This is a genomic window from Gulosibacter sp. 10, from assembly GCF_900163695.1.
In the GTDB taxonomy this organism is placed as follows: domain Bacteria; phylum Actinomycetota; class Actinomycetes; order Actinomycetales; family Microbacteriaceae; genus Gulosibacter.
Window position 1 is genome coordinate 124284 of the sequence record NZ_FUIC01000007.1, and the last position, 11908, is coordinate 136191.

Consider the following 11908-nt stretch of genomic DNA (forward strand, 5'->3'; position numbering starts at 1 on the left):
GACGCGAGCGGGCGGCCGCCCGACGAGCCAGTGAGGAGCATCATGACGGAACTGCTTGTCGTGTTCGTGGCGGGATTGCTGCTGATCGCCGCCGCGACCCTCTTCGGGCCGAAGCTGGGCGTCGCGGCGCCGCTCATCATGGTGGCGCTGGGCGTAGCGGCCAGCTTCCTGCCGATCTTCGATGAGTTCGTCTTCGATCCGGAATGGATTCTGCAGGGACTGCTGCCGCCGCTCCTCTACTCCTCGGCGGTCTCGATGCCCGCCATGAACTTCCGGCGCGAGTTCGGCGCCATCAGCGGGCTCTCGGTGGCCCTGGTCGTCGCGAGCTCGCTCGTGCTCGGCGTGTTCTTCATGCTGGTCCTCCCCGACCTCGGCTTCGCGTGGGGCGTCGCGCTGGGCGCGATCATCAGCCCGACGGATGCGGTGGCCACCTCCATCGTGAAGCAGACCTCGGTCTCCAAGCGGGTCGTCGCGATCCTCGACGGCGAGAGCCTGCTCAACGACGCCACGGCGCTCGTGCTGCTGCGCACCGCCATCGTGGCGACGGCGGCCTCCTTCTCGTTCTGGGGTGCGGTCGGCACCTTCGCGTACTCCGTGGTCGTCGCCGTGGCCATCGGCGCGGTCGTCGGCGTGCTGAACCTCGCCGTCCGCAAGCGCGTCACGGACTCGACCGTCAACACCGTGATCTCGTTCACCGTCCCCTTCCTCGCCTCGATCCCGGCGGAGCTGCTCGGCGCCTCCGGGCTCGTCGCGGCCGTGGTGGCGGGACTCATCACCGGCATCCGCGCCCCGAAGGTGCTCTCGCCCCGGAACCGGCTCTCGGACTCGCAGAACTGGCGCACCGTCGAACTCGTGCTCGAGGGCATCGTCTTCCTCACGATGGGCCTGCAGATCCACGAGATCGTGCTCAGCGTGGAGCGGGATCACGCCGGCGTCGCCCCGGCGCTGCTGATCGCGCTCGGGGCGCTGCTCATCACCGTGCTCGTCCGTGCGGGCTACGTCGCGCCCCTGCTCGGGGTGCTGGCGGCACGACGGCGCCGCTACGAGCGGATGCACGGCCGGATCAGCGGATTGCGCGAGAAGATCAGCACGGACACGGGCAGGCAGGCCGCCGTCGAGCGCTTCAACCGCGCGGGGCGCCCCGCCTCGCCGCGGGACCTCGAGCGGCTCTCAACGCGCGTCACGCGGGGGCTCGCGGACATCGAGTACTTCCTCCGAGCCCCGCTGGGCTGGCGCGAGGGCACGGCGGTCGTGTGGGCCGGGATGCGCGGCGCGGTCACGGTGGCCGCGGCGCAGACGCTCCCCGACGACACGCCGATGCGCTCCGTGCTCGTGCTCATCGCCTTCGCCGTGGCCGCGTTCTCGCTGCTCCTCCAGGGCGGCACGATCGGGGCGCTGCTGCGGGCCATCTCGCCGGACGTCGATCCCGATGCGGTGGACGAGCAGATGCAGGCGGAGCACCGCCGCATCCTCGAGCTGATACGCGATACCGCGAAGGACGTGATCGAGCCCGAGGTCTCGGAGGACGCGCCCCGGCGCGAGCGCTTCGAGGCGGCCAAGCGCCACAAGATCGCCGTGCTCGAGGCGCAGCGCTCGGCGCTCCTCGACGCCCGCGACAACGGCCTCTTCGACGCGGATGTGCTCGAGGACGCGCTGGACGACCTCGACGCCGCCCAGATCGCGATCGAGCTGCGGGGCAAGGACCGCTACTGAGGCATAGGCTCCGTCCCGTCCCCTTCCCCGCGGACGGCCGCGCTGATAACCTGACCCCGTGCAAAAACCTGAGGATGTACTCGATGGATTCGCCGCGGCCTGGAACGACCGCGATGCGCCGGCGCTCGCGGGCCTCTTCGTGGAGGAGCCCGAGTTCGTCAACGTGGTCGGCAAGTGGTGGCACACCCGGGAGCGGATCCGCGAGGCGCATCAGTACGGCTTCGACGTGATCTTCCCGGAGTCGACGATCACGTTCACCGAACGACGCGTCCGGTCCCTCGGCGCCGAGGCGGCCCTCGTGCACGGGCAGTGGCGCATGGTCGGCCAGAGCGCGCTCGGCACGGGCGAGCAGCACGCCGAGGAGCGCCACGGCATCTTCAGCTTCGCTATGCAGCGCTTCGAGGACGGGTGGCGGGCGGTGGCCGCCCAGAACACGGACATCATCGAGGGGGCGACTTCCATCCAGGTCGTGGACGGCCGGTCCCGGCCGGCGAACTACCGCGGCGAGGACTAGACCCGCCCGAACGGGCGGCCCCGCCGCTCACCCGGCCCGGCCCCGCTCACCCGGCCCGACCGTACGGACGCGGACGACGCCAGTCCGCGGAGGGCTCGAATCCCGCGGCGGACGCACGAGTTCCGCTGACGCGCAGGCGCGCACTCCCCTGGCGAGCGCATCGCTCTCGGCTCGTGCCGATCCACAGGATCGGCACGAGCCGAGAGCATCCGGCGCCCGGAGCCTAGCCCCAGAACTGCCGGGCGATGCGACGGCCCTGATCGATCTTCGCCCACTGCTGGTCCGCCGCGAGCGCGTTGCCGCCGTCGCAGGACGCGAATCCGCACTGGTGCGAGACGAACAGGCGCTCCTTGGGAAGGACGGCCGAGGCCTGCTCCAGCAGCCGCAGCGCGCGCTCCTCGTCGTCGAGCTCCGTCGTCTTGCTCGACAGCACGCCGAGCACGACCTCGACGTCGTCGCGGCCGTCGAACGCGTGGAGCGCCTCGATCGACCCGGCGCGATCGTCGTCCCATTCGAGGAAGAAGCGGTCGTAGCGCTGACGGCCGAGGAAGAGGTCGGCGATCGCGGCGTACGATCCGCCGCCCATGTTGCGCGACTCGTAGTTGCCGCGGCAGTTGTGCGTCCACACCTTGAGGCCGAGGCCGTGGGCGTAGTCGATCAGCTCGTTGTTGATCGCGACGAACTCCTCGGCGACCTCGATCGCGACGTCGGCGCCCGGGCCGTCACCGGTGAACGGCGAGTGCTCGTTGTCGTCGGCGAACAGCTCCCACAGGCAGTCGTCGAGCTGGAGGATCTTCCCGCCCGCGGCCGCGTACTCGGCCGCGAACTCCTTGTAGGCGCCGAGCAGCCCGGCGCGGAGATCGGCTCGCGTGGCGTACACGCCTTCGGCGCTGCCGGCGTGCGGCTGGCCCGACATCGCGCCCGAGAGCTCGCCGTAGATGTGCGCCGGCGAGGGGATGCACTGCTTCACGGCGCGCCCCTCGGCGAGGTCGACGACCCGCCGGTAGCACTCGATGAAGTGGTGGTTCCGGCCCGAGAGCGGCGCGGTGACGCGGATGCCGATGTCGCGGCGCGTCTCGAACCGGCTCTCGCCGTCCAGGTCGCGGAAGAAGTAGCCGTGCGGCGCGATGAAGCGCTCGGCGCCGTGCAAGCCCCAGACGAAGTCGAGGTGCCACATCGACTTCGTGTACTCGCCGTCGGTGAGCACGTCGATGCCGTGCTCGATCTGCTTGGCGACGACCTCGCGGGTGGCGGCGACCTCGACCTCCTCGTAGCCCTCGAAATCGTCGTAGAACGGATAGGCGATGTCGTCGCGGTGCTCGATCTTCGTCTTGAAGTCGAGCAGTTCCTGGGGGCGCAGGAGGCTGCCGACGAGTTGGAAGCGTTCGGTCATGGAGGAGGCCTTTCTCGAATGGTGTGATTCGAGGGTCGCAAAGATCCGGCGGTATCGGGTAAGAGCGATGATCGATAGTGGACCATAGGCCAGCCCTATAGGCGAGTCGGTGTCGAGCTTTCGCGGCGGCTATGGCCGCCTCGGCCCCGTCTTCCCGGCCTCCTCGGCTCCGCCCTCGATCAGGTCGACGCCGTAGTCGGCCACCACCGAGCGCAGCGAATCCAGGTAGCCGACGGCCTGTTGCGTGAGCTGGATCGATGCGTGCGCGATCCAGCCGATCTCGATGCGCTCCTCGACTCGCAGCGGGACGCTCACGATGTCCGGCCCGTTGAGGTCCTCACTGACGATGCCGGTCGAGATGGTGTAGCCGTCGAGCCCGATCATGAGGTTGAAGATCGTCGCGCGGTCACTGACCCGGATCGACTTCGGCGCGGATTCCGTGCTGAGGATCTCCTCGGACAGGTGGAAGGAGTTGTGCTCGCCCTGGTCGAAGGACAGCCGCGGGAACGGCCGGAGGTCGTCGAGGGTGACGGCGCTTCGCCCCGCGAGGGGGTTGCCCCGGCCGACGAACACGTGCGGCTTCGCCATGAACAGCGGATGGAAGGCCAGGCCTGCGTCGCGCAGGAGCTTGTCGACGACCCGGCGGTTGAAGTCGTTGCGGTAGAGGATGCCGAGCTCGCTCCGCATGGTGCGCACGTCCTCGATGAGGTCGTGGGTGCGGGTCTCGCGCAGCGTGAACTCGTACTCGGAGGAGCCGGCGTCGCGCACCATGTCGACGAAGGCGTTGACCGCGAAGGCGTAGTGCTGGGCCGAGACCGCGAGCTGGCGCTTCGACGGCGCGCCCGAGCCGAACCGCCGCTCCAGCAGCTCGGCCTGCTCGACCACCTGGCGCGCGTAGCCGAGGAACTCGATGCCGTCGGAGGTGAGCGAGATGCCGCGCGCCGAGCGGATGAAGAGCTCCTTGCCGAGGCGGGCCTCGAGGTCCTTCATCGACGCGGACAGGCTCGGCTGCGACCGGTACAGCACGGCGGCCGCGCCCATGATCGACCCCTGGTTCACCACCTCGACGAAGTACTTGAGCTGTTGGAGCGTGACGAGTTGTTCCACCGGCATGACTGCAAGCATGGCACGCGCACGAGGTGCGACGCCGACAGGGCCCGGACCTCGCGCCCTTCGACTCGGGAACGGGAGGCCGGGCTCGCGCGCTCGGCGCCCCCAGCAGGACTCGAACCTGCAACCTACGGATTAGAAGGCCGTTGCTCTATCCATTGAGCTATGGAGGCATCGCGGCAAGTCTAGCGGCCGCGGGGGCCGTTGCGAGCGCATCCGTCGCCCCGGCATCCGGCAGCCCAGAAGGCCGCGCCGCACCCGGCATCGTCGAGCTCGACGGTCTCCCGACCTCTCCATCGGGAGTGCCCATGGAGCGCCGGCCCGCCCTTCCCCAAGAGTTCTGCAGCAGACCCTTGACTCTTCATTGCCTGCATGGTTAATTAGTTGAGTAATGAACCACACCACATCGGAAAGGCGGGAGCGATGGATGAAGGCAAGCCCCTGTTCGTCCAGATCGCCGAGGGCATCGAGGACCGGGTCGTCGACGGCTCCCTCGCCGAGGAGAGCCGCGCGCCGTCCACGAACGAACTCGCGAGCTTCTACCGCATCAACCCCGCCACCGCCGCGAAAGGAGTCAACATGCTCGTCGACAAGGGCGTGCTCTACAAGCGACGCGGAATCGGCATGTTCGTCTCCGAAGGCGCCCGCGACCGCGTGCTCGCGGAACGGCGCCAGGCCTTCGCCGACCGATTCATCGCCCCGCTCATCGCCGAGGCCCGCACCCTGGGCCTCTCCCCCGAGGACGTGACGCGGCTCATCCGCGACTACGCGCCTCCCCACGACAGCTGACCCGGCTCAGGCCGACAACCGGAAGGGACCGACATGGACCCCGTCATCCAAGTCCGCAATCTCACCAAGCGATACAAGACCAAGCTCGCGCTCGACGATGTCGGTTTCGATATCGAGCGCAACACCATCTACGGCTTCCTCGGCCGCAACGGCGCGGGGAAGACCACGGCGATGTCGATCCTCACCGCGCAGAACTTCGCGACGAGCGGGTCCGTGCGGGTCTTCGGCGAGGATCCCTATGAGAATCCTCGCGTCCTGAGCCGCATCTGCTTCGTCCGCGAGAGCCAGAAGTACCCCGATGAGGCGACGGCGACGCACGCGTTCCGCACGGCGCGGCTCTTCTTCCGCAATTGGGATCAGGAGTTCGCCGAGCAGCTCATCGAGGATTTCCAGCTGCCGATGAAGCAGTCGATCAAGAAGCTGTCGCGCGGCCAGCTCTCGGCCGTGGGCGTGATCATCGGACTCGCCTCGCGGGCGGAGATCACGTTCTTCGACGAGCCGTACCTCGGCCTCGACGCGGTGGCCCGGCAGACGTTCTACGACCGCCTGATCGCGGACTACGCCGAGCATCCCCGTACCGTGCTGCTCTCGAGCCACCTCATCGACGAGATCGCGAACCTCATCGAGCACGTCATCGTGATCGACCGCGGACGCATCCTCATGGACGAGCCCGCCGAGAGCGCCCGGGAGCAGGCCACGAACTTGGTGGGCGATGCGCAGGCCGTCGAGCGGTTCGTCGCGGACCGCGAGGTGCTGCACCGCGAGGAGCTCGGCCGGGTGGCCTCCGTCACCTTCCTCGGCAAGCTCACCGCCGAGGAGCTCGCCGCAGTCCGCGACGCGGGGCTCGACCTCGCGCCCGTCTCACTCCAACAGCTCATCGTGCGCCGCACGCAGCACGCGTCCCCGGCGTCCGACGAGTCCGCAGACCAGCAGGAAGGAGCCCTGCGATGACCACCGCAACCCCCGCCGAGGCGACCCGCGCCCGGCCCGCATCCGGCAACCGCGTCATGAACGTGCTGCGGCTGCAGCTCATCAACACGCAATCGCTCGTCTGGGTGCCGCTGCTCATCCTCGTCGCCGCCGTGGTGATCTCCGTGCTCATCTTCGCGATGATCCCCGGCGATGGCATCAAGGTGGCCGGCGCGGCGAATGCGCCGCTCTGGTACTTCATGGCCCTGGGCGTGCAGTCGCTGACGCTCGCCTTCCCCTTCGCGCAGGCGATGAGCGTGACCCGGCGCGAGTTCCTCCTCGGCACGCTCGTCTTCGGCGTCATCGCGGCCGCGCTGATGGCCACGCTCTTCATCCTGCTCGCCGGCGTCGAGTTGCTCACCGACGGTTACGGCATGAACGGACGCGTCGCGCATCTCGACTGGCTCTTCGAGCCCGGCTGGATCTCGGCGTGGCTGTCCTACTTCATGTTCACGCTGCTGCTGTTCGTGATCGGGTTCTGGGCGGCCACGATCTGGAAGCGGTTCGGGACCCTGGCGATCGTCAGCGTCGGGATCGTGCTCGGGCTCGCCCTGGCGCTCTCCCTCCTCCTCATCACGAGGACCGAGTCGTGGCCGGCGGTGATCGGCTGGTTCGTCGACACCGGGGCGTTCGTCCTCACCCTCCTCGGCCTGGCGCTCACCGGCGTCGCCGCCGTCGGAACCTATCTGACGCTCCGCAGGGCCACCGTGTGATCGCGGTCCCGCGAGGCCGGTCCGCCCAGGCCGGTCTCGCGCAGGCCGTCGGCATGAGTCCCGCGAGGGGCCGCCGCTCCGTCGAATCGGGGCGGCGGCCCCTCGCAGCTTTCCTGGCCCGCCGGGGCCGTGCCGCCGGGTCGCCAGATTGCCAGGCGGCCAGGCCACCGGGCCACCGAGTCGCCGGTCGCCGGTCGCCGGTCCGCCGTGACGCCGTGACGCCAAGGCACCAAGGCACCAAGGCACCAAGGCACCAAGGCACCAAGGCCATCCTGCCGCCAGGACACCGGGCCGGCGTAACACCGGGACACCGGGACGTAGGGAAGCCGGGTCACTGGCAAGCCGGGTCGCCGTTCCTCGCAGATGACTCCCCACATCGGCCCAGTGCGCTTCCCGCACAGTCGCCTGCCCCACCCCACAAGCAGGCGACCCGATAGCCCTCCTCCCAGCCCTGCCTGCTTCCTGGCTTCATGGCCAAGCTCGCCGCAGACGCAGACGCAGACGCAGACGCAGACGCAGACGACGGTGGCGCAGACGACGGTGCCGCGTTCCCGGCCCTGCAAGGGTTCCCGTCCTGTCCCTTTGAAACCCCACCGCCGCAGTGACACCGCACCGATACCGTCAGCGCTGCGCGCATGGACTGCAGTCGTTGGCCGCACTGCCGTCTCTGCGGTTATGAGCTGCGCCAATAGAGGCTAGCCATGAGACGCGCTGTCGGTCGATACATCGTCTTCTTCGTCATCGCTATTGCTGCAGGCGCCGCCCTGATTACGGCTCACCCCCACTTCGATCGGTTCCGAACCAACGATCCGGACCTGAATTGTGTCGGCCGGCGTTAGGCGTCGTCTTCGCAGTCAGTACCCTCGCGGGCTGGAAGACCCGGCCGAACTGGTAACAAGGTCCGCCGCAGAACCGCACGTGAGGCCCGACAGATCGGCCTTCGACAGAACAGTCTCCGACGCGAACGGCCCCAGACTCGGCGCTCGTCCACGTTCAGGAACCGCACGCTCGCACGTCCCGAATGGCGCGGGCGAGCAGGACGCATCACCGCAATCGGCGTCACGGCTCGTCTGCGTAGCCCGGAAGCGGGATCGGCGGATGCTCCCGCCGGTAGATCGGGTCGAATCGCTTCCTGCCGCCCAGGCGCGGACGCTGCTGCCAGTCCACGTCGCCGGGAGGGATGAACCACACGGTTCCCGACCCGCCTCGACTCCCCGAAGGCCGGCCGCTCCCCGAGCGACGACCGCGCGCAGAGTCTCCACCACTCGCAGGAGCTCCACCACTTGTAAGGCCCCGGCTGCTCGCAGGGTCCGGGCCGCCCGCAAGGTCCCGATCGCCCGCAGGGCCCGGGCTGCCTTCAGGGCCCCTGCTGCCCGCAAGGTTCCGGCGGCTGCCCGCAGAGCCCCGACGGCTCGACGAATCCCGCCCGTTCGCAGGGTCGGGCGCGTGGGCGATCCGAACCTGCCAGCCCTCGTGCATGCGATGGTGGCAGTTCGTGCAGAGCAGGACCCCGTTGTCGAGGTCGGTTCTGCCGTCGTGGGCGTGCCACCAGCGCACGTGATGCGCCTCGGTCATGCCCGGCGGGAGTCCGCACATCGCGCAACCGCCGTCGCGCTCCACCAGGGCGAGTCGTTGCGCGCGGGTGAATTGCCGGCGCTCTCGTCCGAGGTCGAGCACCTCGCCATCTCCGCCGAGCACCATCGGGATGAGCCCGGCCGATGCCGCGAGTCTCCTCGCCGCTCCGGCATCGATCACAGGGCCTCCGTCGATCTCCGCGAGTCCGCCGACGCCGCGAGGGCCGTCGCGCAGGCTCGATGCTCCCTCCGCTTCGCGGCTGCGACCGCGACCGGATCCCGAGATGGCGAGCAGGCGGAAATTCCGAGTGCCGTCGGCCGGTTGCCCTCGACCGTCCGCGAGAGCGCCGATGCCCTCGGGACCGTCAATGCCCTCGGAAGCATCGTTGGGTTCAGCGTCCCCGGGACGTGCAGACTCCCGGAGACGCGGGGCATCTCGCACGTCTTCCGCGGAGCCTCGGCGCGCACCCGCCGCGGCTCCTGCCTGCCGCGCCCTGGGGCGCAACGACCGCACCTCGACCGGTCGCCTGGATTCCTCCGGGCTGCGGCGGGCCGCGACCACGCGAAGCACCGCTCCGTCAGTCGGGTCGAAGCCGTTGGCGGCCGCGGTCTCCGCCACCGGGACCGGCTCGTCGACGTCGACGAGGTCGTCGAGCCCCATGCGCACCACCACGGTGGTCGAGGGTCCGGGCAGCCGCGAATGGTCGCACCCGAGCACGTGCTTGCAGAACTCCACCATCGCATCGGCCTGCATCTGGACCACCGAGCGGGTGTCCACCGTCACCTGGTCCGCCGCTTCCAGAGATGCCGTCGGGGCGAAATGCACGCCCGAACCGTGCCCGGCGCTGCTCGCGCCGCCGCATCTCGACTCATCGGCAGCCGTTCCGGGCGCCTCCTCTGGGGCCCGCCCGACCACGGCGCCGTCCGGGCCGCTGCGTTCACCGGCGGTCGGCACGGCTGGGTCGCCGAGGACGTTTCGACCCCGAGAGGTCCGGAGCTGCCCGGTCGTATAGGCCTCCAGCCCGTGCGCGATATAGGCGCCGGACTCCGCATCGAATCTCCCACGCAGATGCACCATCCCCGTCGACACGTCGGTGCGGATCGTCAGGGATCGCTCGCGGCGCTGCGCCTCCAACGACGGCGCGACGCCGTCGGGGTCGAGATGCGCCTCGACGCGCGCGCACACCTTGCGGAAGTCCCGCAGCCGCATCCCGTCGCGTGCGGTCTCGACCAGCTCGCGTTCGCCGATATCGAGCTCCTCCGGCTCCACTCGGGGCGCGAGTCTGGCGCGCAGCGCTACGACCTCGTTCGCGTGCGCCACCCCGATTTCGCCGCCGCGCATCGCCTCGGCGACGTGCTCCGCCTTCGGCGGCACGCGATCGCCGGTCAGGCCGCGCTCTCCGACGATCGCGCGCCCGACCCGCACCAGCGCGGCGGCGTCCCGAGCCTCCACCCGGAGGAGCTCCGCTACCAGATCCGACCCGTTCCGACAGCCGTGACGCCGGGCGAGCCCTTCGGCGCCCCGAATCGGATCGGACCGGCGGTCGACCTCTCGCGCCGCGATGGCGGCCGCGACATCGACCCTGCGCCGCAGCTCTGCGAGGACCCGCATCAGGTCCAGCACATCCGCACCCGCCGCCACCTCGAGGTCGTCCTCCAGGACGTCTCCAGCAGAGCGAGGCGCGAGGGAGTACCAGGAGGACAGGAAATCGTCGAACGCGCGCATGAGCGCGGCACGGTCGCCCGCGCGCTCGTCGTCGGAGCGACGATCGAACTGCACCGCTTCCATGCGCAGACCTCCTCGACTGCAATCCAGCCAATCATATTTCGATGATTATTTCAATACTTTTTCGCTGAAAGAATCGGTATTACTAGAACAAATATACGATTATACGCGCCGTTCCACCGGCTCCTCCATCGCGTCGTGCGCCCGCACCCACCCGTTCACGGCGTCGGAAGATCCTTCCGAGTTCATCGAAGCACCACCCACCGACATCGGTGCCGTGCCGCCGAAGCCGCGCGTCATCGGTTCCGAGCATGGGGGCACCGTACTGCCCCCCTGCCCGCCACTTTCGACGCCTTGTCGCCGGCTCGGCGCATGGAGAGCTCGGCGAATGGAGGACACCGAATCGCACCCGCCAGCGCGCGTTGCCCACAGCCGCCCCTCGCCCGCGCGCATCGTCATTAGGATTGAGCGCATGAGTGCAACACAGGACCGCCTAGTTTGGATCGACTGCGAGATGACCGGGCTCGAGGTGGAGGTCGACGAGCTGTGCGAGATCGCGGTGTTCGTGACCGACTACGAGCTGAATCTCCTCGACAAGGCAGGCCTGGACGTCGTCATCAAGCCCTCGCAGGCCGCGATGGACCACATGAACGATTTCGTGACCGGCATGCACCGCACCTCCGGCCTGCTCGACGAGATCCCCTTCGGCGCGAGCGTCGAGGAGGCGGAGCGGCAGGTGCTCGACTACATCAAGCGCTTCGTGCCGGGCGAGCGCCAGGCGCCGCTCGCGGGAAACACGATCGGCACCGACCGCATGTTCATCAACCGCTACATGCCGAAGCTCGACGCGCACCTCCACTACCGGAACATCGACGTCTCCACGCTCAAGGAGCTCTCGCGCCACTGGTACCCGCGGGTCTACTTCAACTCCCCCGAGAAGCACGGCGGCCACCGCGCGACGGCGGACATCCTCGAGTCCATCCGAGAGCTCCGCTACTACCGCGAGGCGATGTGCATCCCCCAGCCCGGCCCCGACAGCCAGTCGCTCAAGGCCGTCTCGGAGCGCGTCGTCGCCGATTTCGCACCGAACCTCGAGCGCTTCGCGGAGCCCGAGGAGCAGTAGCGCGGCCCGAATCCGCAACAGTCCGAACCGGCACCCGACCGGGGCTGAATCCGCACGGCTGCGATTCGCCGAATCGCAGCCAACACTGATCGAATCGATTCGCCGATTCGCGATCGGAAGCGGTCGAATCGATTCGCCGATTCAACAGGATTGGGGTAGGATTCCATGGTTGGCGCCTGCAGGGCGCCGGCACGGTGGGTATAGCTCAGTCGGTAGAGCGCTTGGTTGTGGTCCAGGAGGTCGCGGGTTCAAGCCCCGTTACTCACCCCGAACGCAGACCCCCG

The 11908-nt window shown here is 69.0% G+C and carries 9 protein-coding genes and 2 tRNA genes; 7 read left to right on the forward strand and 4 right to left on the reverse strand.

The annotated features are described in order from the left end of the window. Positions 1–42 precede the first annotated feature (42 nt). A complete protein-coding gene (locus tag FM112_RS01955; RefSeq protein WP_087002700.1) occupies positions 43–1713 on the forward strand; it encodes a sodium:proton antiporter in 1671 nt (556 codons plus the stop codon). Between the two features lie 58 nt (positions 1714–1771). Continuing rightward, complete coding sequence (locus FM112_RS01960; protein ID WP_087002704.1) at positions 1772–2227, forward strand: SgcJ/EcaC family oxidoreductase; 456 nt, start codon at positions 1772–1774, stop codon at positions 2225–2227. Between the two features lie 223 nt (positions 2228–2450). Here the strand turns inward: FM112_RS01960 and FM112_RS01965 are convergent, their stop codons facing one another. From FM112_RS01965 to FM112_RS01975, 3 genes are all read right to left on the reverse strand, one after another. Next, positions 2451–3620 carry a cobalamin-independent methionine synthase II family protein gene (locus FM112_RS01965; RefSeq protein ID WP_087002706.1) on the reverse strand — a complete coding sequence of 390 codons (1170 nt, stop codon included), beginning with the start codon at positions 3618–3620 and terminating at the stop codon, positions 2451–2453. Between the two features lie 129 nt (positions 3621–3749). After that, positions 3750–4733, reverse strand: a complete 984-nt coding sequence (locus FM112_RS01970; protein WP_087002708.1) for a LysR family transcriptional regulator — start codon at positions 4731–4733, stop codon at positions 3750–3752. 97 nt (positions 4734–4830) lie between these two features. Beyond that, a tRNA-Arg gene (locus FM112_RS01975) sits at positions 4831–4903 on the reverse strand. Between the two features lie 250 nt (positions 4904–5153). On the opposite strand from FM112_RS01975, the gene FM112_RS01980 reads away from it, so the two are divergent. From FM112_RS01980 to FM112_RS01990, 3 genes are read left to right on the forward strand one after another with little or no spacing between them, the layout of a single operon-like run. Continuing rightward, positions 5154–5519: a GntR family transcriptional regulator gene (locus FM112_RS01980; protein WP_087002710.1), complete on the forward strand. Its 366-nt coding sequence runs from the start codon at positions 5154–5156 to the stop codon at positions 5517–5519. A gap of 33 nt (positions 5520–5552) precedes the next feature. Continuing rightward, positions 5553–6470 (forward strand): ABC transporter ATP-binding protein, encoded by a 918-nt coding sequence (locus FM112_RS01985; protein WP_087002712.1) that lies wholly within the window; start codon positions 5553–5555, stop codon positions 6468–6470. Further along, on the forward strand, positions 6467–7201 hold the full coding sequence (locus FM112_RS01990; protein WP_087002714.1) for a hypothetical protein: 735 nt from the start codon (positions 6467–6469) through the stop codon (positions 7199–7201). The genes FM112_RS01985 and FM112_RS01990 overlap by 4 nt, the downstream gene beginning before the upstream one ends. Before the next feature lie 1059 nt (positions 7202–8260). Here the strand turns inward: FM112_RS01990 and FM112_RS17485 are convergent. Continuing rightward, the gene (locus FM112_RS17485) at positions 8261–10564 is read right to left on the reverse strand and encodes an HNH endonuclease signature motif containing protein (RefSeq protein ID WP_087002716.1); all 2304 of its coding nucleotides are present in this window, start codon (positions 10562–10564) and stop codon (positions 8261–8263) included. A 409-nt stretch (positions 10565–10973) separates the two neighbouring features. On the opposite strand from FM112_RS17485, the gene orn reads away from it, so the two are divergent. Next, entirely contained in the window at positions 10974–11624 is a 651-nt protein-coding gene (orn, locus tag FM112_RS02000; RefSeq protein WP_087002719.1) for an oligoribonuclease, read from the forward strand. Between the two features lie 194 nt (positions 11625–11818). Then, positions 11819–11891: transfer RNA gene (locus FM112_RS02005), tRNA-His, on the forward strand. The last annotated feature ends 17 nt before the right edge of the window (positions 11892–11908 follow it).

Coding starts and splice junctions, on each gene's coding strand:
- FM112_RS01955 (WP_087002700.1), top strand. CDS start 43: ATGACGGAACTGCTTGTCGTGTTCGTGGCGGGATTGCTGCTGATCGCC.
- FM112_RS01965 (WP_087002706.1), bottom strand. CDS start 3,620: ATGACCGAACGCTTCCAACTCGTCGGCAGCCTCCTGCGCCCCCAGGAA.
- FM112_RS01970 (WP_087002708.1), bottom strand. CDS start 4,733: ATGCCGGTGGAACAACTCGTCACGCTCCAACAGCTCAAGTACTTCGTC.
- FM112_RS01980 (WP_087002710.1), top strand. CDS start 5,154: ATGGATGAAGGCAAGCCCCTGTTCGTCCAGATCGCCGAGGGCATCGAG.
- FM112_RS01985 (WP_087002712.1), top strand. CDS start 5,553: ATGGACCCCGTCATCCAAGTCCGCAATCTCACCAAGCGATACAAGACC.
- FM112_RS01990 (WP_087002714.1), top strand. CDS start 6,467: ATGACCACCGCAACCCCCGCCGAGGCGACCCGCGCCCGGCCCGCATCC.
- FM112_RS17485 (WP_087002716.1), bottom strand. CDS start 10,564: ATGGAAGCGGTGCAGTTCGATCGTCGCTCCGACGACGAGCGCGCGGGC.
- orn (WP_087002719.1), top strand. CDS start 10,974: ATGAGTGCAACACAGGACCGCCTAGTTTGGATCGACTGCGAGATGACC.